The organism is Microbulbifer sp. CnH-101-G, from assembly GCF_052466775.1.
The window spans coordinates 2,580,834-2,603,187 of the sequence record NZ_CP174292.1 but is presented as its reverse complement, the minus strand read 5'-3'; the positions used below and the strand labels follow the sequence as shown (position 1 = coordinate 2,603,187).

Annotated in this window: 18 protein-coding genes; 17 read left to right on the top strand and 1 reads right to left on the bottom strand. The window is 57.1% G+C overall.

Annotated elements, in window-relative coordinates; translation table 11 throughout:
* Nucleotides 1–23: 23 nt before the first annotated feature.
* Entirely contained in the window at nt 24–896 is an 873-nt protein-coding gene (locus tag ACJJID_RS11425) for a LysR family transcriptional regulator (protein ID WP_444919603.1), read from the bottom strand.
* Nucleotides 897–1,038: 142 nt separating this feature from the next.
* Here ACJJID_RS11425 and leuC point away from each other — a divergent pair, with 142 nt between their 5' ends.
* The 17 genes from leuC (at nt 1,039) to ACJJID_RS11340 (ending at nt 22,345) form a co-directional block, all read left to right on the top strand.
* A complete protein-coding gene (gene leuC / locus ACJJID_RS11420; RefSeq protein WP_444919602.1) occupies nt 1,039–2,487 on the top strand; it encodes a 3-isopropylmalate dehydratase large subunit in 1,449 nt (482 codons plus the stop codon).
* Nucleotides 2,487–3,134, top strand: a complete 648-nt coding sequence (leuD, locus tag ACJJID_RS11415) for a 3-isopropylmalate dehydratase small subunit (RefSeq protein WP_444919601.1) — start codon at nt 2,487–2,489, stop codon at nt 3,132–3,134. Before leuC ends, leuD begins: the two co-directional genes overlap by 1 nt.
* A 30-nt stretch (nt 3,135–3,164) precedes the next feature.
* Entirely contained in the window at nt 3,165–4,223 is a 1,059-nt protein-coding gene (gene leuB, locus ACJJID_RS11410; protein ID WP_444922629.1) for a 3-isopropylmalate dehydrogenase, read from the top strand.
* 90 nt (nt 4,224–4,313) lie between these two features.
* Nucleotides 4,314–5,429, top strand: coding sequence for an aspartate-semialdehyde dehydrogenase (gene asd, locus ACJJID_RS11405; RefSeq protein ID WP_444919600.1), 1,116 nt, complete (start codon nt 4,314–4,316; stop codon nt 5,427–5,429).
* A 191-nt stretch (nt 5,430–5,620) separates the two neighbouring features.
* A complete protein-coding gene (locus tag ACJJID_RS11400) occupies nt 5,621–6,616 on the top strand; it encodes an Asd/ArgC dimerization domain-containing protein (RefSeq protein WP_444919599.1) in 996 nt (331 codons plus the stop codon).
* 197 nt (nt 6,617–6,813) lie between these two features.
* A complete protein-coding gene (locus tag ACJJID_RS11395) occupies nt 6,814–10,221 on the top strand; it encodes a FimV/HubP family polar landmark protein (RefSeq protein ID WP_444919598.1) in 3,408 nt (1,135 codons plus the stop codon).
* Nucleotides 10,222–10,390: 169 nt separating this feature from the next.
* Nucleotides 10,391–11,284, top strand: a complete 894-nt coding sequence (gene truA, locus ACJJID_RS11390; protein ID WP_444919597.1) for a tRNA pseudouridine(38-40) synthase TruA — start codon at nt 10,391–10,393, stop codon at nt 11,282–11,284.
* Between the two features lie 151 nt (nt 11,285–11,435).
* Nucleotides 11,436–12,047 (top strand): phosphoribosylanthranilate isomerase, encoded by a 612-nt coding sequence (locus ACJJID_RS11385; RefSeq protein WP_444919596.1) that lies wholly within the window; start codon nt 11,436–11,438, stop codon nt 12,045–12,047.
* Between the two features lie 322 nt (nt 12,048–12,369).
* A complete protein-coding gene (trpB, locus tag ACJJID_RS11380) occupies nt 12,370–13,593 on the top strand; it encodes a tryptophan synthase subunit beta (protein ID WP_444919595.1) in 1,224 nt (407 codons plus the stop codon).
* Nucleotides 13,594–13,685: 92 nt separating this feature from the next.
* On the top strand, nt 13,686–14,495 hold the full coding sequence (gene trpA, locus ACJJID_RS11375; protein ID WP_444919594.1) for a tryptophan synthase subunit alpha: 810 nt from the start codon (nt 13,686–13,688) through the stop codon (nt 14,493–14,495).
* 158 nt (nt 14,496–14,653) lie between these two features.
* Nucleotides 14,654–15,508 carry an acetyl-CoA carboxylase, carboxyltransferase subunit beta gene (gene accD / locus ACJJID_RS11370; protein ID WP_252085167.1) on the top strand — a complete coding sequence of 285 codons (855 nt, stop codon included), beginning with the start codon at nt 14,654–14,656 and terminating at the stop codon, nt 15,506–15,508.
* Nucleotides 15,509–15,591: 83 nt separating this feature from the next.
* Nucleotides 15,592–16,863 (top strand): bifunctional tetrahydrofolate synthase/dihydrofolate synthase, encoded by a 1,272-nt coding sequence (gene folC / locus ACJJID_RS11365; protein WP_444919593.1) that lies wholly within the window; start codon nt 15,592–15,594, stop codon nt 16,861–16,863.
* Nucleotides 16,844–17,530, top strand: a complete 687-nt coding sequence (locus tag ACJJID_RS11360; protein ID WP_444919592.1) for an SPOR domain-containing protein — start codon at nt 16,844–16,846, stop codon at nt 17,528–17,530. The genes folC and ACJJID_RS11360 overlap by 20 nt, the downstream gene beginning before the upstream one ends.
* A 419-nt stretch (nt 17,531–17,949) precedes the next feature.
* The gene (locus ACJJID_RS11355; RefSeq protein ID WP_152454343.1) at nt 17,950–18,444 is read left to right on the top strand and encodes a CvpA family protein; all 495 of its coding nucleotides are present in this window, start codon (nt 17,950–17,952) and stop codon (nt 18,442–18,444) included.
* Nucleotides 18,445–18,486: 42 nt separating this feature from the next.
* Nucleotides 18,487–19,974: an amidophosphoribosyltransferase gene (gene purF, locus ACJJID_RS11350; protein ID WP_444919591.1), complete on the top strand. Its 1,488-nt coding sequence runs from the start codon at nt 18,487–18,489 to the stop codon at nt 19,972–19,974.
* A gap of 101 nt (nt 19,975–20,075) precedes the next feature.
* Nucleotides 20,076–21,257: an O-succinylhomoserine sulfhydrylase gene (locus tag ACJJID_RS11345; protein ID WP_444919590.1), complete on the top strand. Its 1,182-nt coding sequence runs from the start codon at nt 20,076–20,078 to the stop codon at nt 21,255–21,257.
* Nucleotides 21,258–21,433: 176 nt separating this feature from the next.
* The gene (locus ACJJID_RS11340) at nt 21,434–22,345 is read left to right on the top strand and encodes an AAA family ATPase (protein WP_444922628.1); all 912 of its coding nucleotides are present in this window, start codon (nt 21,434–21,436) and stop codon (nt 22,343–22,345) included.
* The last annotated feature ends 9 nt before the right edge of the window (nt 22,346–22,354 follow it).

Genomic DNA, 22,354 nt, shown 5'->3' with positions numbered 1-22,354 from the left:
CTTATTTCCCGCCTCCTGGCAGTTTAGGGGTTCGCATCAAAGAGCATTCGTTGTAGTGCGTTGGCGGCATTACTCAGCGTACGGCCGCGATGGCTGATCACACCGAGGTTGCGCAAGACCTGTAATTTTCTCACCGGCAGTACTGCCAGGCTCTCATCCACCAGAGTTTGGGGCAAAACACTCCAGCCCAGTCCGACACAGGCCATCATCTTGATTGTTTCCAGAAAATTAGTGGCCAGCTTGGAGGTGAGCTTCAAGCCCTGGGCGTCGAATTCCCTTTTGATCAGGCGCCCGGTATAGGTATTGAGGTCTGGCAGTATGGCGGGGTAATTGGCTAGGTCAGCCAGTTCCAGCTCCGGGATTCTGGTGAGTGGGTGGTTCGGTGCCGCCACTACTACGCAGGGGTCCGGCCAGATCACTTGTGCGTTCAGGTGTGGGTAATCCTTGAGAGCCAGGGTGACCACCGCGAGTTCGTATTTTGCAGCCATCAGGGCTTCGTAGGCTTGCTCGGAGTCCACGAAGTCGATATCCAGGGCTACTTTCGGGTAGCGATTACTGAATTCCTTAAGTACTGGCGGGAGGTGATGTAGGCCCACATGGTGACTGGTGGCGATGCGCAGGCTACCGCTAACGGTATCGCCAAGGGCGCGCAACTCTTGTTCGGTGTCGGAGATTTCATTGAGGATATGGCGGGCGCGGGGCAGCAGGGCGCGCCCGGCATCGGTGAGCTGTAGCTTGCGGCCTATACGATCAAACAGCGGCGCCTGAAGCTGCTGCTCAAGTGCCGCGAGGCGCTTGCTGGCGGCGGGCTGGGTCAGGTGCAGTTGCTCTGCAGCCCCCGATACAGAACCCTGTTCGGCAATTGCCAGGAAAGCCTTCAACCACTGAATTTCCAATTGCTATGTCTCTCACTGATGGAACTCTGGGCACAATAGTACCTCAAATTCCTTTTTGGAATGCATTCGATAATAAATATAAATTGGTGTTATTTTTGAGTCCTGGTTAGACTCAGGCGCTTAACTATTGAGAGGAACGGCTGTGGCAGGGCAAACACTCTACGACAAACTCTGGCAGGACCACCTGATCAAGACCCGTGACGATGGGTCCGCGTTGATCTATATCGACCGCCATCTGATTCACGAGGTGACCTCCCCCCAAGCTTTTGAAGGGCTGCGCCTGGCTGGCCGGCAGCCCTGGCGTAAAGACTCCCTGGTCGCGACTCCCGATCACAATGTGCCTTCCGAAAGCGCTGAACGTGCGGCCGGTGTTAGCGGTATCCGCGACGATATTTCCCGCATACAGGTGCAGACCCTGGATGAGAACTGCCGGGATTTCGACGTGGTGCAGTTCGGTATCAACGAGCCGGGGCAGGGCATTGTGCATGTGATTGGCCCGGAAACCGGCGCCACCCTGCCGGGTATGACGGTAGTGTGTGGCGATTCTCACACCTCCACCCACGGTGCGCTGGGGGCTCTGGCCCACGGCATTGGTACCTCCGAGGTGGAGCATGTGATGGCCACCCAGTGCCTGATCCAACGCAAAATGAAGAATATGTTGGTGCGTGTGGATGGCGAGCTGCTCCCAGGTGTTACCGCCAAGGACGTGGTGCTGGCGATTATCGGCAAGATCGGCACTGCCGGTGGTACCGGCTATGCCATCGAGTTCGGTGGTGAAGTCATCCGAAAAATCTCTATGGAAGGTCGCATGACCGTGTGCAATATGGCGATCGAAGCCGGTGCTCGCGCGGGCATGGTGGCAGTGGACCAGATCACCCTCGATTATGTGAAAGATAAAGCCTACGCACCAAAAGGTGAGCATTGGGATAGAGCGGTTGAGGCCTGGAGCCACCTGCATTCCGATGACGATGCGGACTTTGATCAGGTTGTAGTACTGCAGGGTGAGGAGATTGAGCCCCAGGTGAGCTGGGGGACCTCGCCGGAAATGGTTGTTCCTATTAGTGCCAATGTACCAGACCCCGCCGCCGAAGGCGACGCGACCAAACGCACTGGTATGCAGCGTGCTCTGGAATATATGGGACTGAGCGCTGGGCAGAAGATCAGCGATATCAAACTCGATCGCGTCTTTATCGGCTCCTGCACCAACTCCCGTATTGAGGACTTGCGTGCCGCAGCCGCTGTAGCCAAGGGCCGCAGCAAGGCCGGCAGTGTTAAGCAGGTATTGATTGTTCCGGGTTCCCAGGCGGTTAAGGCCCAGGCGGAGCGCGAGGGGTTGCACGAAATTTTTGTCGAGGCAGGTTTCGAGTGGCGCGAGCCCTCCTGCTCTATGTGCCTGGCAATGAATGCGGACAAGTTAGGGGCTGGTGAGCACTGCGCCTCCACTTCCAATCGCAACTTTGAAGGGCGCCAGGGTTACGGTGGCCGCACACACCTGGTCAGCCCCGCTATGGCGGCGGCAGCGGCGATTGCCGGACACTTTGTTGATGTGCGCGAGATGGCACCAGTGCAAGCGCAAGAGGAGATGGCCTGATGAGAGCATTTACCCAGCACCAGGGCATCGTGGTGCCTATGGATCGCGCCAATGTGGATACGGATCTGATTATTCCCAAGCAGTTTTTGAAGTCCATCAAGCGCACTGGCTTCGGCCCCAATCTCTTTGATGAGCTGCGCTACCTGGATGAAGGTTTTCCCGGCCAGGATTGCTCGAACCGCCCAATCAACCCGGATTTCCCCCTGAACTTCCCCCGTTATGAGGGTGGCTCGGTGCTGCTGGCGCGGGAAAATTTTGGCTGTGGTTCCAGCCGTGAGCACGCCCCTTGGGCGCTGGAAGATCACGGTTTTCGCGCAATCATTGCGCCCAGTTTTGCCGATATCTTCTTTAATAACTGCTTTAAAAATGGGTTGCTGCCAATTGTCTTGCCCGCAGCCGTGGTACACCGCTTGTTCGAGGAAACGCACGCGCAGGAAGGTTACACGCTCACGGTCGATCTTGAGCAGCAGCGTATACATAAGCCCTGTGGCGAGACGATTGCTTTCGAGGTGGATGCCTTCCACAAGCACTGTTTAATTAACGGTCTTGATCATATTGGCCTGACCCTGGAGCACGCCGATGATATCCGTGCTTATGAAGCGGCGCGACGTGAAAAAGCGCCCTGGCTTTTCGATGCGGTTCAATAATTAAAGGAAATTCCTGTGACAAAAAAAGTAATGATTTTGCCGGGTGACGGCATTGGCCCTGAAATTGTTGAACAGGCCATGGCAGTGCTGGAGGTCGTATCCGGTAAATACCATTTGGGTCTTAGCTTTGAGCAGGGCCTGATCGGCGGTTCCTCCATCGATGCGCACGGTGAGCCCCTCACCGACGAAACGCTCAAGGCCGCAGGCGAGTGTGATGCGGTTTTACTCGGCGCTGTCGGTGGCCCCCAGTGGGATACCCTGGCACGGGAAATTCGTCCGGAAAAGGGGTTACTGAAAATTCGCAGCGGGCTAGGCCTTTATGCCAATCTGCGCCCGGCCATTCTCTATCCACAGTTGGCCGACGCCTCTTCGCTTAAGCCGGAAGTGGTTGCCGGACTGGACATTCTGATTGTGCGCGAACTTACCGGCGGGATTTATTTCGGTGAGCCCCGCGGCATTCGCACCCTGGAAAATGGCGAGCGCCAGGGCTTCAACACCTATGTGTACAGCGAATCGGAAATTGAGCGCATCGCCCGCTCGGCTTTTGAGGCGGCGCAAAAGCGCAATGGCAAGCTCTGCTCTGTAGATAAAGCGAATGTACTGGAAGTCACCGTGCTTTGGCGCGAAGTGCTGGATCGCCTGGCGCTGGAGTACCCGGATGTGGAACTGTCACACATGTATGTGGACAATGCTGCGATGCAGTTGGTGCGTGCACCCAAGCAGTTCGATGTAATGGTGACTGGCAATATGTTCGGCGACATTCTCTCCGATGCCGCCGCTATGCTCACCGGTTCCATCGGCATGCTGCCATCCGCGTCCCTAAACGAAAACGGTTTCGGTTTGTATGAGCCTTGCCACGGTTCCGCTCCGGATATCGCCGGGCAGGGCATCGCCAACCCGCTCGCCACTATCCTGTCTGCGGCGATGATGCTGCGTTACTCCCTGGATATGGGCGAAGCGGCGGATGCCATCGAGGCAGCAGTCAGTAAGGTGCTGGAGCAGGGGCTGCGCACTGCCGATATTTACACAGAGGGTTGCCGCAAAGTTTCCACGGCGGAGATGGGCGCCGCTGTCGTCGCCGCGCTTTGAGGCGCTGGTGACTGTAAAAATTTGCCCATTTCACTATCGCGCCGCTTTCTCGGTGGCGCACTCTGATCACTTCACAAACAGGACAAAGCAATGCAGAAAATAGGTTTTATCGGCTGGCGCGGTATGGTTGGCTCGGTATTACTGGAACGCATGGGCGCCGAGGATGACTTTGCGCATATCGCTGAACCGATCTTCTTCTCTACCTCCAATGCTGGCGGCAAAGCGCCGGATATCGGCCGCGAGTTGCCGCCGCTCGGCGATGCCTACGATCTCGATGCACTCGCGGCGCTGGATGCCATTGTCAGCTGCCAGGGCGGCGATTACACCAAAGAGGTTTTCCCCCGCCTGCGCGAGGCCGGCTGGCAGGGTTATTGGATCGATGCGGCATCCAGCCTGCGTATGCAGGAGGACGCGGTAATCGTACTGGACCCGGTCAACCGCGATGTGATCGACCGTGCCATCGATGCGGGGCAGAAGAATTTTATCGGCGGCAACTGCACTGTGAGCCTGATGCTGATGGCTTTGGGTGGCCTGTTTAAAGCGGATCTGGTGGAGTGGGTGAGTGCCATGACCTACCAGGCCGCCAGCGGTGCCGGCGCCAAGAATATGCGCGAGCTGATTGCGCAAATGGGCGCGATCCGAGACGGCGTGGCGCCAGAGCTGGAAAATCCCGCCAGCGCCATTTTGGATATCGATCGCAAGGTGGTTGCGGACATGCGCTCGGCAGATTTCCCCACTGCGCAGTTTGGTGCCCCTCTGGCCGGCAGCCTGCTGCCCTGGATCGACACTCAGTTGGACAGTGGCCAGAGCCGTGAAGAGTGGAAGGCCCAGGTGGAAGCCAACAAAATTCTGCAAACCCAGAGTCCAATTCCGGTGGATGGCACCTGTGTGCGTATCGGCGCAATGCGCTGCCACAGCCAGGCTTTTACCGTGAAGCTGAAAAAAGATTTGCCGCTAGCAGAAATAGAGCAGTTGCTGGACAGTGCTAATGATTGGGTCAATGTGGTACCCAATGAGCGCGAAGCCACTCTGCAGCAGCTAACGCCCACAGCGGTGACCGGCAAGCTGGATATTCCGGTGGGGCGCCTGCGCAAGTTAAGCATGGGTCCAGAGTACCTGAACGCCTTTACCGTGGGCGACCAATTACTCTGGGGGGCAGCCGAACCGTTGCGCCGTATCCTGCTGATTTTGCTGGGTAAGCTGTAACTGGTACAGCTTGGTGTAAGTGCTTCAGCAGCGCATGTTACAGCGTTTGTTAATAGAGGACATTTTGCCAAGCTGTGAACCCCATCAAGTAAAAAGCCGCTACTAGTTGTCATAGCGGCTTTTTCGATTTTCCCCCGCGGGTATAATCGCCCCCTCATTTTTTCCTTTCCAACCCAACGAAGTGAATAGCCATGTCCGAAGCCGCCCGCGAACTGGTCATCGTCGGTGTCGATAACGCCGCCTTTGCCCCTCTGCTGGAAATCCTGGAGGAGCGGGAAATTATTACCGCCGAGCAGCTGTGTTTGCTGGAGAGCGAGGAGCGCGAAGTCGACCCGCAGGTATTTGCCAATCGCAGTATCTCCGTGCAAGCCCTGGAAAAATTCGCTTTTGCTGAGGGGCAGGTGGTCATTTTACTGGACTCCAGCGAAGCCATTAATGTGGCTATAACCAGCGCCGAAAATAGCGGTGCCTGGGTAGTGGATGCGGCGAACAACACCCGCGGCGACGAGAGTGTTGCCCTGATCCATCCCGCTTTCAACGCCGCAGAGCTGGCCAGCGCAGAGCGCCGCGTGGTGGCAGTGCCCAGTGCCGGTGCCGCCATGGTGGCTGAAGCACTATTTCCCCTGGCAGAAAATCTGCAGGGTGTGCAGGTGCAACTCAATCAACCGGTATCCGCCTTAGGCAAAGCTGCCATCGATGCCACTGCGGCGCAGACAGCGCGTATGTTCAGTGGCCAGGATGCGGAAGTCGATCCCGCCATTGGACACCGCCTTGCATTTAATCAGCTCAGCGCCAGTGAAGCCCTGCTCGCCAGTGGCCATACCCTCGGCGAACTGACTTTGATTCACGACTTGCGTCGTTTGCTTGGCGATGACGTCGCTATTGATGCCAGCATTAACACCGTTTCTGTATTTCACGGCCAGCTGGCCAATTTGGGCATTGTTTTGCGCGAAGAGGCGGATCTGGAAAAAATACGCGCACTGTTAGCCAATGGTGTGCGCCTTCAGTTGGCGGAGCAACCCTCGGCGGAAAATGCCGTGGGTAGTGACGTGACAATCATCGGTCGCTTGCGCCAAAGCCTACTTGGCAAGCGGCAGATAAACCTTTGTGCGGTGTCGGATAATCTGCGCAAAGACGTTGCAATGAACTGTGCACAAATTGCCCACTTGTTGCTAAAAAACTACTGATATTTAATACTTAGCCGCCATAGTGAAGGTGTAATCTTAACTTTGGTCCGGCTGCGAATGGCGAATGATTCGCCCTGGTTGGTGGCCGCCCGTATGGCGGTCAATTAGTCGAACGATTACTGTTCAGTAATGGGGATTTTCTGAAGGCGCGCTTTTCGGAAGCCCTGGGAAGATTCTAACAATAAAGGGAATCGGATATGCGTGTGCGTAAGTTGGCACTTGCAGTTGGTCTAGTCGGTGCACTGGGAAGCAACGCGACTCTGGCGCTCGGACTGGGGGAGATCAAACTCAACTCCACCCTTAATCAACCGCTCAATGCGGAGATTGGCCTGCTGCAAACCCGCGGCCTGGATGATGCTGAGATCAAAGTGCGTCTGGCGGGGCCGGATGAATTTGACCGCGCTGGAGTAGAGCGTTCCTACCTACTCACTTCACTGCGTTTTGACGTGGATTATTCGGGCAGCAAGCCGGTGGTCCGTATTACCAGCCGCGAACCTATCCGTGAACCCTTTCTGAATTTCCTGGTTGAAACCCGCTGGCCCAGTGGGCGCCTGCTGCGGGAATACACCCTGTTGATGGATCTGCCGGCGTTTTCACCGAACAGCGCTCAGCAGCCGGTGCGCGCGGCCGAGCGCGAGCGCCAGCAGGTGCGCCGCGACACCCAAGTTCAGAGACCCGCTCCGCGTCCTGCGCAACCCGCACCGCAGCCGGTTGTCGAGCCAGAAGTGGAGCAGCCCACTGAAACACCTGCCGCACAGCAACCCGAGCCTGTGCGTCGTCAGCCGCAGCGCGCCTCTACAAATAGTGGCGATAGCAGCCAGGTTTACGGCCCGGTTTCCTCCGCCGATACCCTGTGGGAAATCGCCCTGGAAAATCGTGTTAGCCGCGAATTTTCCGTGCAGCAAACCATGTTGGCGATCCAGCGCCTGAATCCGGAAGCTTTTATCAACGGCAATATCAACCTGTTGAAAAAGGGTGCGGTGCTGCGTCTGCCCAACAACGAAGATTTGCGCAGTCTGAGCCTCACCGAGGCAATTTCCGAGGTGGCACAGCAGAATGACTCCTGGCGTCAGCGTAACCGCTCCGAGGAAGTCGCTACAGGAGCGCCGTTGGATGCGCGCCCTGTAGAGGAAGAGCGCCTCGCCAGCACCGAGATTGAAGGTCGCGTAAGCCTGACCGCCCCCGGCGACAACGAATCTGTTATCTCTGGCTCCGGTAGTGGTTCCGAGGATAGCGAGGCCCTGGAAGGCGACCTGACAGTAGCCGAAGAAGAGCTGGATAAATCCCAGCTGGAAAATACTGAGTTGCGCGAGCGTATCGCCGAACTCGATGAACAGATCGATACCATGGAGGCCTTGGTCGAGGTTTCCAATGATGAAATGCTCGCTGTTCAGGCCGCCGCCGAATTGTCTGATCCGCTTCTCGATACCAGCGAAATTGAAAGCGACGAGCTGGCCGACAATGATGAGTTGGACAGCGCGGAAGGTCAGTCGGAAGAAGCCTTTGCAGGCGAGTCCCTCGATGATTCTGTCGAGCAGAATACTGCGCAAGCGACTGCCGCCGAGCCGGAATCGCGCAATCGCGTAGTGTCCGTTCAAACCCAGCCCGAGCCCGGCCTGATGGAGAAGCTCGGCGGTAATATGCAATTGGTCGGCATCGGTGCCGCGGGTTTGCTGGCGGGCTTGTTCGGTTTCTTTACCTGGCGCCGCCGCAAGGCTGAGCAGGAGGCCGAGCAGCAACTGGAGCAACAGCTGGCTGCAGAGGAATCCTCCCTGGACTTGCCTGAAGAGGCCACCACAGCGGATGAAACCCTGGCCGCAGTGGAGAGTATGGAGGCCGACGATGCTTTCGACCTCAGCGACCTGGGTGATGTGGGTACCGATGACCCCATTTCTGAGGCGGAAATTCACCTGTCGCTGGGGCAGTACGAAGAAGCCGAGAGCAAACTGCTGCTGGGCTTGGAGAAAGACCCCCAGGTAGTGGATGCGCGCCTGATGCTGATGGAGGTTTACGCCCACAATCAGGATATTGAGAAGTTCGACGACCACTATATCCAGCTGCTCGCTATCAGCGATGGCCCTGCGGCCGACCGTGCCGCACGCCTGCGTGAAACGATTGCCGGTGCCCCTGACTTTGAAGCCCCGGCGATGGATTTCTCCAGCGAGTCGCTGGAAGCGGCACAATTGGACGATATTGGTGCCGCTCTGGACCAGGATTTCTCCGGGGCCGAGCCAGCCCATTCTAATGAGGAGGGCTTTAATGGCGATAACTCGCTGCTCGACGACCTCACCATGGATTTGTCCCTGGACCATGAGAAAGCGGATGGCGAACTATCTACAGAGGAACTGTCCCTCGACTTGGATGACACCTTTGCGGAGCCGCCCCTGGACACGGGTGACTCCCTTGATCTGGATAGCGAGTTCAACCTCGATGATTTGGATCTCGATGACGCTCTGGATACCGATCAGGCCAACTCCCAGTTGGCGTCTAATAGTGATGAAGAGTTAAACCTCGACGATCTCGATTTAGGCGACTTGGATCTCGGTGACCTGAATGCCGCAGGGTCCGATGAACTGGCGTTGCAAGATTCCCTGGCTGGTGAAGCTGCCGCAGAGAGCGAGGCAGACCTTGCCCCAATCGATTTTGATACCTCTGAATTGGATCTCGACTCCCTGGCGCTCGACACCGCCGAGAGCCCTGAGGCTGGCGTTGATGAGTTGGCTGCTGAGCTGGAAGAGGCCGGTGTAGAGACTGAAAAGACCAAGTCTGGTGGCTCCATTGGCGGTTTGGATTTTGAATTAGACCTCTCCATGATGGAAGGGGACGCTAAGGAACTGCACACCGAAGAGGTCACGGCGACAGAAGATAGTCTGGAAGCCCAGGAGTTGGAGGCTGTTGTTGATGCAGCACCAAGCGCGGGTAGCGAGGATGAGTTCTCGCTGGAGGCTTTCTCCGAGGACGACCTGGATATGATTGGCTCAGAGTTGGATGGTGAGCTGGATCTCGATAGCATTGATCTCGACGATCTTGCCGGGGATCTCGCTTCGACAGAATCTCTGGAGGTCGCAACCAGCGCCGCAGTTGCCGATAATGCCGAACCCAATGGTTTGCCGCAGGAAGAGGATCTCAACTTCGATATGGCTTCCCTAGAGGCTACCGGTGAAGAGTTGTCTATTGGCGAAGGCGCTGTTGAAGAGGAGTTCTCCCTCGAAGAAGAGCTGGCCCTGATTGACGAATCTACCGACGGGGACCTGGCTTTGGGGTTGGGCACCGAGAATGATCTCGATCTGGAGTCTGCACTAGCTCAGGAGCCACTTGGTCAGGAGCAGGCTGGCAATAAGCAGAGTAGTGAAGTGGCTGCCACACAACAGCAAGATGCCGAGTCCGAATTTGCCGGTTTGGATTTCAATTTGGAGAGCGATCTCAATTCCGAGCTCAGCCTGCTAGAAGGTGGCGACGAGATGGGTACCAAGTTGGAGTTGGCCCAGGCTTATATGGACATGGGTGACAAAGAGGGTGCCAAGGATATCCTCAAGGAAGTGGCCCAAGATGGCGGTGGCGAGCATAAGAACCGCGCAGAGGAGATGTTGGAGCGCATGGTTTAACCGCTTCACGACTCCGCCCCAAAAAAACCTCGCACAAGCTGCGAGGTTTTTTTATGTTGCCGGCGACTCCCTGGCGAATTTTTCGCGCTCTATTCTAGCTGTCGGATTTTTTTACTAAACACTGCCCTCTGCTTTGGGGGTGGCACATTTTCAGAGTAGTTTTGCCGTTATGACGCAGGCGACAAATCGCGAATACATCTACAAAGCCAATGGAGAGGTTCCCCCCGGTGAACAGCTGCCCGAAGGGCTGCGTCGAATCGCACTGGGTGTTGAGTATTGTGGCGCGCGGCTGCACGGCTTTCAAAAACAGAAGTCTGCCGCGGAAACTGTACAGGCCCATCTGGAGCGGGCCCTCTCCAATATCGCTGCGGAACCTATCACCCTGGTTTGCGCTGGGCGTACCGACGCTGGAGTGCATGCCACGAATCAGGTGATTCACTTTGATACCTGCGCTCAGCGCCCGGAGCGCGCCTGGGTTCAAGGCGTGAATACCAAACTGCCGGACTCTGTGCGAGTGCGCTGGGTTCGTGAGATGCCGGCACAATTTCATGCGCGCTTTTCTGCCCATGCGCGTAGCTATCGCTATTTAATTCACAGTGCGCCGACCCGCTCAGCACACAGTGCGGCCGAGGTGACCTGGACTCAGCACCCACTGGACATGGATGCCATGCGCGAGGGGGCGAAGCACTTGATTGGTCGCCAGGATTTCACCAGTTTCCGCGCCTCCCAGTGTCAGGCCAAGAGCCCAGTGCGGGAAATCACCCGCCTGGATATCGCTCGTGTGGGGCAGCTGATCGTGTTGGAAGTGAGCGCCAACGCCTTCTTACACCATATGGTGCGCAATATTACCGGTGTTTTGATGGCTGTGGGGCGAGGAGAGCGCAGCCCCGACTGGGTACGGGAGGTGCTGGAGAAGCGCGATCGCTCCGCCGGCGGAGTCACTGCGCCGCCATTCGGTTTATATTTGGTGGATGTGCAATACCCGCGGGAATTTCAATTGCCTGTCTGCGAGCCGGGGCCTTTGCTGGTGCCCCTGGCACTTGGTACGCTCCCGCAGCTTTAAATAATAGGCGGATTTTATCGCGTATCCCTTCAGTCGGGCTCTCAGGGTGCAGTTTCGGCGAAATAGCACGCGTTTCGCCCTCCGTGTCAATCTGCTAGTATCCTGAGTTCCCTCATTTTTGTTGGCCGCTCGGCCGGCTCCAGGTTAAGCGATGCAAGTGAAGATTTGCGGCATCACCCGTGTAGAAGATGCCCTGATGGCTGTTGACGCCGGCGCGGATGCGCTGGGATTGGTCTTCTATAAGGCCAGTCCTCGCTATATCGACCCCAAGGCTGCCGCAGTAATTGCCGCAGCAGTTCCTCCCTTCGTGACCCTGACAGGCTTATTCGTGGATGCCGCTCAGAGTGAAGTAGACCAGGCACTGGAGTTGGTTCCCCTCAACCTATTGCAATTTCACGGTGAGGAAAGGGCCCGCTACTGCGAGCAGTTTCGCCGGCCCTTTATTAAGGCTTTGCGCATGAAAGAGGGCTTGAATGTCGCCGCTGCAATGCAGGAACACCCCAAAGCGCGCGGTTTTTTACTGGATGCCTATCGCCCAGGTGTTCCCGGTGGCACAGGTGAGACCTTCGACTGGGACAGAGTGCCGCAGGAAAGTGGCCGGTCCATAGTACTTGCCGGCGGACTGACTGCGGACAATGTTTCCAAGGCGATATCAGCAGCACGCCCCCAAGGAGTGGATGTCAGCGGCGGCGTAGAACAGGAGCCGGGTATTAAAGATCGGCAAAAAGTGATTGCTTTTATTCGCGCAGCTAAGAGCAACTAGCTGGCGAGACAGAATATTTTAGCGCCACAAAAATGTGTCGCTGCCGGTAAAGCCGGTACCAACCAGAAAATACAAGCAGCTCTTTATATCTGTACCGGTATTTTCTGGTGATGTTTGAATGGTTCAGAGGGAACTATTGTTGCATAAGATGAAAGCGGCACAGGGAAGTGCCGCCGCCGGCAGTGCCGGCGCGAGCCAGAAAATACCAGCAGATCCACGCATCTGCGCCAGTATTTTCTGGCGATGCTTGAATAGTTCAGGAGGAACTATTCAAGCATTAATAAATAGGCAAACAGTTTAAAAACCACGTGACCCACGGAGTATGAGTGTGAGTAAGCCAGGTGCTATTGATTTTTCCACCTTCCCGGATGCGAGCGGACATTTTGGTCCCTACGGCGGTCGCTTTGTATCGGAGACGCTGATCAGCGCATTGGATGAGCTTCAGGCGATGTATAGCCGCCTGAAAGATGATCCGGATTTTGTCGCTGCCTTTGATCACGATCTGGCGCACTATGTAGGCAGACCATCACCGCTGTATCTCGCTGAGCGATTGACTGAGCAAGCGGGCGGTGCGCGAATCTGGCTTAAGCGGGAAGACCTCAACCATACCGGTGCGCACAAAGTAAACAATACCGTTGGCCAGGCACTGTTGGCTAAGCACAGCGGTAAGAGTCGTGTGATTGCTGAAACCGGTGCTGGCCAACACGGTGTGGCCACCGCTACTGTGGCTGCGCGTTTGGGGTTGCAGTGCACCGTTTATATGGGGGCTGAGGACGTCAAGCGCCAATCCCCCAATGTCTATCGTATGAAGCTGTTGGGTGCCGAAGTGGTGCCGGTGGAGTCTGGTTCCAAGACGCTGAAAGACGCGATGAATGAGGCCATGCGCGATTGGGTGACCAATGTCGATAACACTTTCTACATTATCGGCACCGTGGCTGGCCCCCACCCCTATCCGCAGTTGGTGCGGGACTTTAACTCTATTATTGGCCGCGAAGCGCGTCGCCAGAGTCTGGAACAGTTTGGCCAGTTGCCCGATGCCCTGGTGGCCTGTGTCGGTGGTGGCTCCAATGCGATTGGCCTGTTCCACCCCTTCCTTAATGATTCTGAAGTGAAAATGTTTGGCGTTGAGGCCGGCGGTGAAGGCCTGGCTTCCGGCAAGCATGCGGCGCCGCTCAACGATGGTATTCCCGGTGTCCTGCACGGCAACCGCACCTATTTGATGGAAGACGAAGACGGCCAGATTATTGAGACCCACTCGGTTTCTGCGGGCCTCGACTACCCAGGTGTCGGTCCCGAACACGCCTGGCTCAAAGATATCGGTCGTGTTGAGTATGTCACCGCCGATGATAAAGAGGCGCTCGACGCCTTCCGTCGTCTCACCCGCACCGAGGGTATTCTGCCGGCATTGGAGTCCAGCCATGCAGTTGCCTACGCGATGAAACTTGCGGCTGAAATGGCGCCTGAACAAAACATCGTGGTGAACCTCTCCGGTCGTGGTGACAAAGATATTTTCACCGTTGCCGCGATTGACGGTATTGAGGTTTAACGGCGTTTTGCCCACCACCTCGGGTGGGCCTATCAAAAAAATCGTGACCAAGTGAGCTGGCGCTAGGCCAGGAGTAGCTCAGGGAATACATAGTGACAGAACAAAATAGAATTGATCGCCGCTTTGCCAGACTGCGCGGCGAGGGCCGAAAGGCCCTGGTAACTTATATCGTCGCCGGTGATGGCGGCCTGGAAAATACCGTACCCTTGATGCATCAGCTGGTGGCCAGTGGTGCGGATATTATCGAGTTGGGGGTGCCTTTCTCCGATCCCATGGCCGAGGGGCCGGTAATCCAGAAGGGGCATGAGCGCGCCCTGGCCAGTGGTGCCTCTTTGCGTAAGTGCCTGGCGTTGGTGAAAGAATTCCGTCAGGTAGACGAGGAGACCCCGGTTATCTTGATGGGGTATGCCAACCCGATCCAGCGTATGGGTGAGCGAGAGTTCGCCGATGCCGCGCTCGATGCCGGAGTTGATGGTGCCCTCACGGTGGACCTGCCAGCGGAGGAAGCGGGGCCGCTCAACAAGCTCTTGGCGGAGCGCAACCTGCGCAATATTTTCCTGCTGACGCCCACCACCACCGAAGAGCGTATTCGCGAGATTACCGGCCTGGCCAGTGGTTTTGTGTACTACGTCTCGCTGAAGGGCGTTACCGGTGCCGGCCATCTCGACCTGGACTCTGTGCGCGATAATCTCGAACATATTCGCCGCTTTACCGATTTGCCCCTGTGTGTGGGTTTTGGTATCAAAGACGGTAGCTCGGCACGATCCGTCAGTGCCCATGGCGACGGTGCGGTAGTGGGTAGTGTGCTGGTCTCAGCGGTAGATAACGCTGCGGATCCGGCTGACGCCAAGACGAAGTTGGGAGACATCGTCAGCGAGATGCGCCGGGCGCTGGACCTCTAGGCTTGCCCCGGCTAAGGCAGGAAGCTGGCCAGATCACCAAAAATAGCGGCTGATCTGGCTGGGTTTGATGTTCAGCTTAGTGTTTTAATTCGTAGCCTGAAACTCACCGGTCGGTAAAATGCGCCGGCCTACAGAAAGCATCCGGATTTGGAAACGAGATGAGCTGGTTAGAAAAAATTGTTCCCGCGGTAATTCGCACCGAGCGACGTGCCGGCAGCAGCAAGGTCCCAGAGGGGGTATGGAAGAAGTGCGTCAAGTGTGACGCCATGCTTTACCGCCCGGAGCTGGAGCGCAACCTGGATGTGTGCCCCAAGTGCGATCACCATTTGCGTATCGGCGCCCGCCGCCGCTTGGATATCTTCCTCGATGAGGACGGGCGTGAAGAGCTGGCCACGGATGTGCTGCCAGTGGATCGCCTGAAATTTAAAGACGTCAAAAAATACAAAGATCGCCTGCTGCAGGCGCAAAAGTCCACAGGTGAAAAAGACGCATTGATTGCCATGCAGGGCACCTTGAATGGGGAGCCCTTGGTAGCGGTGGCCTTCGAATTTGCCTTCCACGGCGGTTCCATGGGCTATGTGGTGGGAGAGCGCTTTACCCGCGCGGCCCAGCGCGCCTTGGAACAGCGCATTCCACTGGTGTGCTTCTCAGCCACTGGCGGGGCGCGCATGCAGGAGGCTTTGATCTCCCTGATGCAGATGGCCAAGACCTCGGCGGTGCTGGAAAAAATGAAGATGGCGGGCGTGCCCTATATCTCCATTATGACCGACCCCGTGTATGGCGGCGTTTCGGCCTCCCTGGCCCTGTTGGGGGATATCAATGCGGCCGAACCGGGCGCACGTGCCGGGTTTGCCGGTCCCAATATTATTGAGCAGACCATCCGCCAGAAATTGCCCAAGGGTTTCCAGCGCAGTGAATTCCTGCTGGAGCACGGCGCTATCGATATGATTATTCCGCGCAAGGATATGCGCACCACCGTCTCGCGCCTATTGGGTAAACTGAGCGGTAATTAATGATTTCCCCATTCCCCGGAGGTGCTTAAGAGCAGCCAGGAAGAAAACCTGGCTGCTGCCTCCCACCAGCGATCTATCCGATTATGTCCTCATTACAAGATTGGCTCGCCCGCCTGGAGCGGCTGCACCCTACTGAAATCGAACTGGGGCTCGAGCGTGTCTCCTCTGTCGCCGCTACCCTGGGGGTGCAAAAACCCGCCCCCAAGGTGATTACCGTGGCGGGCACCAATGGCAAGGGCTCCTGCGTGGCGACTATGGAGGCACTCTTGTGTCATGCCGGTCACTCTGTTGGGGCTTACAGCTCCCCACACCTGCTGCGTTTTAATGAGCGGATACGTATCAATGGCGAGGAGGTATCCGATCAGCAGTTGGTGGAGTCTTTTGTCGCGGTGGAGGCCGCTCGAGGGGAAACCAGTCTGACCTATTTTGAGTTCACCACCCTGGCCGCACTCTGGTTATACCAGCGTGCGGGAGTGGAATATGCCCTGCTGGAGGTCGGCCTCGGTGGCCGATTGGATGCGGTCAACCTGGTGGATGCCGACCTGGCGATTATCACCAGTGTGGCGGTCGATCACGAGGATTGGCTGGGCAGTGATCGAGAGGTTATCGGCCGCGAGAAGGCGGGCATTTTGCGCCCCGGTGCCCCCTTCATCTGTGCAGATAGCGCACCGCCTCAATCGGTGCTGTCTGCGTCCGAAAAGCAGGCCAGTTCCAGTTATTTTATTGGCCAGGATTTCAGTATCACTTCGAGCGGGGACAGTGAGATCTACCACTTTGGTGATCTGGTACTGTCAATACCGGATATCAGCTTGCCGCGTCCCAGTATCGCTGCCGCGCTCACCGCTCTGGCAATACTGGATGCTCTACCTCAAGAGGGTAGCGAGACAGCCCTGGCCCAAATAACGCTGCCCGGGCGCTGTCAGCAAGTCTATTGGCATGAACGAAATCTGCTGTTGGATGTGGGGCACAACCCGGCTGCGGCGGAACACCTGGCAAGCTGGCTTGCCGCCAACCCGGTAGAGGGGAAGACCCATGCTTTGGTAGCAGCTATGAAAGACAAGGACCTGCCAGGCCTGTTTGCCCCTCTCCGTGAACTGGTGGATCGCTGGCACCCGGCCCTGCTGCCAGAAAATAACCGTGCTGCCGAAGGTGAGGCGCTGTGCGCGGGTCTTCAAGAAGCCGGGGTGGATGAGACGAATATGGATCGGCGCTGTCCAACTGTAGCCGAAGGGTTGCCACAACTGCTGCCGACCCTCGGTCCACAGGACAGGTTGCTTGTCTATGGATCCTTCTTTACTGTGGCGGAAGTTCTGCAGCAGATACGAGACGAGGGTAATGGAGAATTGCGAGGATAAGTCCCCCCTCAGAGGGCGGCTGAACGACGGCTTTAAACAGCGCATTGTCGGTGCGCTGGTGCTGATTGCGCTCGCGGTAATTTTCCTGCCGAGTCTTCTGGACCGGGAGTCCAAGGGGCATATCAGCGAAGCGAGCCAGATCCCGGCGGAGCCCGATATTCGCCCGGTTGAGATTGGCAAACCCGAGCCTGTTGCCGGTGTGGCACCGGCTCCTGCGGCTGGAGAGATTTTTCAACCGGAAGTGCCGGAGAAGTTTTCCAACCCTGCGGAGGGGGCGGCCAAGTTTGCCGCTTCCGACTCTAACTCCGATTCTCAGTCCGGCTCGCAGTCCAAGCAAGATGTGAGCGATTCCGTGCCGGAAGCGGAGAGCGATGCTGCCAAAACTACCAAAAAGGCCGCTTCGCCACTGGTGGACGAACAGGGGCAGCCGATGGCCTGGGTGGTACAGGTGGCCTCCTACAAGGATGACTCCCGCGCGCAGCAGCTGCGCATGCGCCTAATGGATAAGGGTTATCGCGCCTATACCCGCGCGGTGCAAACGGACAAAGGGCGCTTTGTGCGCGTCTTTGTGGGGCCCAAGGTCAATAAGGCCGATGCCGAGGGTATCAAGCGGGAGCTGGATTCCCTGTTGCAAGCACAAACCCTGGTACTCCGCTTTAAAGCCTGATGGCTATTGACCGGCAAGTAGGTAATTACAGCGATGCTAGAGGGCGAGCCTGACGAGCCGCTCTCGCTCTTGACCGTGCTCACTCTCCATTCGGTTCACTCTTACTCTAAAGAAGCGGCAATTTTTCCAGCCTGTGCCAGTATTTCGCGGGTGGCTGTGAAACTGGCTGGGCGTCATTCATTTCTTACTAGGATCGTTACCCGCTTGTGTATGGTCTTCCCCGGAGGGTGACGCGCTGAAAGCGGCTACACACCTGTACTTTTTTCGGCATAAATCCATTGCGGTAAGGCGATTCGCCCACGAAATTTTACAGTTGGGGTAGGAAATTCCAATCGATTCGTCTACGGCTTCACGCGCTTAGTCCCTTAAGTTAGAATGCGCGCTCTTCGCGGCAGCAGCCGCCACGCAGGTAGGTTTGAATGAATTGGGCTGACTGGACCATCGTGGCTATTGTGGGTGTTTCCACACTTATCGGCCTTAGTCGAGGTTTCGTGCGTGAAACCCTGTCACTGCTCACCTGGGTCGCCGCTTTTTTGGTCGCGATGATGTTTCGCGAACAGCTGGCACCACTGCTTTCAAACCTTGTCGATACCCCATCTCTCCAGGCGATCGCCGCCTTCGCCATTCTGTTCTTCGGTACGCTCCTGGCTGGGGCCCTGTTGAATATGATGCTCTCTGCTTTTGTCGAGGCCACGGGTTTGTCCGGTACCGATCGGGTGCTGGGTATGGTGTTTGGTCTGGCGCGGGGAGCCATTGTGGTGATGGCATTGCTGATTCTGGCGCCGGCATTGGCTCCGGTGGATCAGGACAGCTGGTGGAGTGAGTCGGTGTTGATTCCCCACTTCCTCGAATTCGAGGGCAGTGCACGGGAGCTGGCCAAGTCTGTGAAGGACTATTTCGTAGAGTTATTTTAATCGGGCGCTAGCGCCGCTTTTTCGATCAATAGGGTCAAATATATGTGTGGTATCGTCGGTATCGTCGGTAAGAGTGATGTCAATCTGCAGCTCTATGATGCGCTCACTCTGTTGCAACACAGGGGACAGGATGCTGCGGGCATCGTTACCTGTGACGATGATCGCCTGAACCAGCAAAAAGCCAATGGCCTGGTGCGCGATGTATTCCGCGCGCGCCACATGGAGCGCCTGAAAGGTAACTTTGGTATCGGTCATGTACGCTATCCCACCGCGGGTAGCTCCGGCCCCGCCCTGGCGCAGCCGTTCTATGTGAACTCTCCCTACGGTATCGCCATGGCACACAATGGCAATCTCACCAATGTGGGGGATGTGGTGGAGGAGATCTTCCAGCAGGATCTACGCCATATCAACACCGATTCCGATTCAGAAGTGCTGCTCAACGTATTTGCCCATGAGCTGCACAAGCTGCGCAAGCTGCACCCCAAGGCTGAGGATATCTTCACCGCTATGCGCGGTGTGCATAAACGCGTGCGCGGCGCCTACGCCTGTGTGGCCCTGATTGTGGGTTACGGCATCGTCGCCTTCCGCGACCCCAACGGTATTCGCCCGCTGGTCTACGGCAAGCGCGAGACGGAGAAAGGCACCGAGTATATGGTGGCCTCTGAGTCTGTTGCCCTGGATGTGCTGGGCTACACCCTGGTACGCGATGTGGCCCCCGGTGAAGCCCTGTATATCGAACTGGATGGCACAGTGCACTCCGAGCAGTGCGCAGAGAACCCGACCCTCACCCCCTGCATTTTCGAGCATGTGTATTTCGCCCGCCCGGACTCCATTATGGATGGCGTTTCCGTACACAAGGCGCGTCTGCGCCAGGGTGAGCACCTGGCAGACAAGATTCTGCGCTTACGCCCGGACCACGATATCGATGTGGTGATTCCCATCCCCGATTCCGCCCGCACCGCTGGCCAGACCGTGGCACACCGCCTGGGAGTGAAATTCCGTGAGGGCATGGTGAAGAACCGCTATATCGGCCGTACCTTCATCATGCCGGGGCAGAAGCAGCGCAAGAAATCTGTGCGCCAGAAGCTGAATGCCATCGAACTGGAATTCCGTGGCAAGAATGTCTTGTTAGTGGATGACTCCATTGTGCGCGGTACCACTTGTAAGCAGATCATCCAGATGGCCCGCGATGCGGGTGCTGCAAAAGTGTATTTCGCCAGCGCGGCACCAGCGGTGAAGTACCCGAACGTGTATGGCATTGATATGCCGTCTGCCAGTGAGCTAGTGGCGCACAACCGCACTACTGAAGAGATCTGTAAAGAGATCGGTGCAGACTGGTTGATCTACCAGGACCTGGAAGACTTGGTGGTGAGTTCCAGCGGCGGCAAGCAGAAAATCGATCAGTTCGACTGCTCCGTTTTCGACGGTAACTATATTACCGGCGATGTGGATGAAGATTACCTCGATAGCCTTCACGCGGCGCGCAACGACGAAGCCAAGCACAAGAAGACCGATACCAGCGCTCTGTAAGTTATCTCCGGCGGCGCTCTCTTCACGGCAGAAGAGGGCGCCACGCACGGCCGTTTCGGTTAATATGACCGCTTCCAAAAATACTGACCAGGAAGCGGTATATGTTTGAAGACGACGGTTACGCTCTGGAAACCCTGGCCGTTCGCGCCGGGCAGGTCCGCTCGGAAGAGGGCGAGCACTCCGAAGCCCTCTATCTCACCTCCAGTTACGTATTTCCCTCTGCCGCGGAAGCCGCCGCGCGCTTTACCGGCGAGAGTGCCGGCAACGTCTATTCCCGCTATACCAACCCCACCGTTCGAATGTTCGAACAGCGCATCGCCGCGCTCGAAGGTGGTGAGGCTGCGGTAGCCACGGCCAGCGGTATGGCCGCGATCCTCAGTATTTGTATGTCCTTGTTGAAAAGTGGCGACCGGGTGATCTGTTCCCGCAGCGTGTTCGGCACCACCACTGCGCTGTTCGGACGCTATATGGAAAAGTTCGGCGTGCGTGTGAGCTATGTGGATCTCACCGATATGGATGCCTGGAAGCAGGCGGTGGACGGCTCCACCAAACTGCTGTTTATGGAAACTCCCTCCAACCCTCTGTGTGAAGTGGCGGACATCCGTGCCTTGGCGGAAATTGCCCACAGTGCCGGTGCCCTGCTGGTGGTGGATAACTGTTTCTGCACTCCGGCGCTACAGCGCCCGCTGGCACTCGGCGCTGATATTGTGGTGCACTCCGCCACTAAATTTCTCGATGGCCAGGGTCGCGCCCTGGGCGGTGTCGCCGTGGGTCGCAAGGAGATCATGGATGAGCTGGTGGTATTCCTGCGTACCGCTGGCCCCAGCATGAGTCCGTTTAATGCCTGGGTATTCCTCAAGGGTTTGGAGACGCTGAAACTGCGGATGCAGGCCCACTGCACCAACGCCCTGGATCTGGCCTGGTGGCTCGATGAGCAGGAAATGGTGGAGAAGGTCAACTACACCGGCTTGCCCAAACACCCCCAGCATCGCTTGGCCCGAGAACAACAGGACGCCTTCGGGGCGGTGTTGAGTTTTACCGTGCGCGGTGGCCGCGAGGAAGCCTGGAAGGTGATCGACAACTGTAAAATTCTGTCTTGTACCGCCAACCTCGGCGATGCCAAGAGCACCATCGTGCACCCGGCCACCACCACCCATGGACGCCTCAGCGATGAGGACAAGGCCCGCGCCGGTATCACCGAAAACCTGATTCGTATTTCTGTGGGCCTGGAAAATGCCGAGGATCTGAAGCGCGATCTGATGCGGGGCCTGTCCCTGTTATAAGCGTGTCGCGGGGCCTTGATTGGGCCGGATCGGTCCCTGACTTCCTATGATTAATAGCGGGTACCAAATCCGCTTTTATCCGGACTTGGCACCATGGCGCCTGCCGCACAGCGTTGGCGGGCGCTTACACCGGGCCTCTGTTGGCCTGAGAAAAAATGAGCAGTAATGGATTTGCCGTGCAAAAAATAGTTTCCGCCATCGTTTCCGATATTGGCAGTGTTTTGCTGGGAAAAGAGCGCCAGGTGAAGCTGGCCTTGGCCTGCCTTTTGTCTAAAGGCCACCTGTTGATTGAAGACCTGCCCGGAATGGGCAAGACCACCCTGGCCCATGCTTTGGCCCAGGTGTTCGGCCTCTCCTATAAACGGGTGCAATTTACCAGCGATATGCTGCCGGCGGATATTCTCGGCGTATCGATTTTTGAGCGAGAATCCGGCCAGTTTCATTTTCATGAGGGACCGGTTTTTAGCCAGGTATTACTGGCCGATGAGATTAACCGCTCCTCCCCCAAAACTCAGAGTGCCCTGTTAGAGGCAATGGAGGAGCGCCAGGTCAGTGTGGACGGCGAAACCCGCGCGCTGCCACAGCCTTTCTTTGTGATTGCCACCCAGAACCCGTTGCAGCAGTCCGGTACTTTTGCCCTGCCAGAGTCGCAACTGGACCGATTCCTGATGCGCATCAGCCTAGGCTATCCCACTCGCGAAGCCGAGCGGGCGCTGTTTTTAGGGGCTGACCCCCGCCAACAGCTGGCCAAGCTAAAGCCGCGTATTGACCTCGCCACCCTGAAAAAAATGCAAAGCCTGGTGGGACAGGTGAAGGCCTCAGACAGCCTGCTCGATTATTTAGAGCGCCTGGTGCTGCACACCCGCCAGAGCCCGGATTGTGCCGTGGGTTTATCGCCCCGAGGGGCCCTAGCGTTACTGCGTGCCGCCAAGGCCTGGGCGCTGATTCACAATCGCGGCCATGTCCTGCCGGAGGATATCCAGGCGGTGCTGCCCTCGGTTGCTGGGCACCGCTTGCAGAGTGATGGCGGCAATGGCGATCAGTTAGTGGAGCGCCTTATGCGCCAGGTGGATATTATCGCGGCCTAAGCAGATGAG

What these genes read in the sequence shown, in the direction of transcription:
- leuD (WP_444919601.1), top strand. Translation starts at nt 2,487, where the DNA reads ATGAGAGCATTTACCCAGCACCAGGGCATCGTGGTGCCTATGGATCGC.
- leuB (WP_444922629.1), top strand. Translation starts at nt 3,165, where the DNA reads ATGATTTTGCCGGGTGACGGCATTGGCCCTGAAATTGTTGAACAGGCC.
- asd (WP_444919600.1), top strand. Translation starts at nt 4,314, where the DNA reads ATGCAGAAAATAGGTTTTATCGGCTGGCGCGGTATGGTTGGCTCGGTA.
- ACJJID_RS11400 (WP_444919599.1), top strand. Translation starts at nt 5,621, where the DNA reads ATGTCCGAAGCCGCCCGCGAACTGGTCATCGTCGGTGTCGATAACGCC.
- ACJJID_RS11395 (WP_444919598.1), top strand. Translation starts at nt 6,814, where the DNA reads ATGCGTGTGCGTAAGTTGGCACTTGCAGTTGGTCTAGTCGGTGCACTG.
- truA (WP_444919597.1), top strand. Translation starts at nt 10,391, where the DNA reads ATGACGCAGGCGACAAATCGCGAATACATCTACAAAGCCAATGGAGAG.
- ACJJID_RS11385 (WP_444919596.1), top strand. Translation starts at nt 11,436, where the DNA reads ATGCAAGTGAAGATTTGCGGCATCACCCGTGTAGAAGATGCCCTGATG.
- trpB (WP_444919595.1), top strand. Translation starts at nt 12,370, where the DNA reads ATGAGTGTGAGTAAGCCAGGTGCTATTGATTTTTCCACCTTCCCGGAT.
- accD (WP_252085167.1), top strand. Translation starts at nt 14,654, where the DNA reads ATGAGCTGGTTAGAAAAAATTGTTCCCGCGGTAATTCGCACCGAGCGA.
- folC (WP_444919593.1), top strand. Translation starts at nt 15,592, where the DNA reads ATGTCCTCATTACAAGATTGGCTCGCCCGCCTGGAGCGGCTGCACCCT.
- ACJJID_RS11360 (WP_444919592.1), top strand. Translation starts at nt 16,844, where the DNA reads ATGGAGAATTGCGAGGATAAGTCCCCCCTCAGAGGGCGGCTGAACGAC.
- ACJJID_RS11355 (WP_152454343.1), top strand. Translation starts at nt 17,950, where the DNA reads ATGAATTGGGCTGACTGGACCATCGTGGCTATTGTGGGTGTTTCCACA.
- purF (WP_444919591.1), top strand. Translation starts at nt 18,487, where the DNA reads ATGTGTGGTATCGTCGGTATCGTCGGTAAGAGTGATGTCAATCTGCAG.
- ACJJID_RS11345 (WP_444919590.1), top strand. Translation starts at nt 20,076, where the DNA reads ATGTTTGAAGACGACGGTTACGCTCTGGAAACCCTGGCCGTTCGCGCC.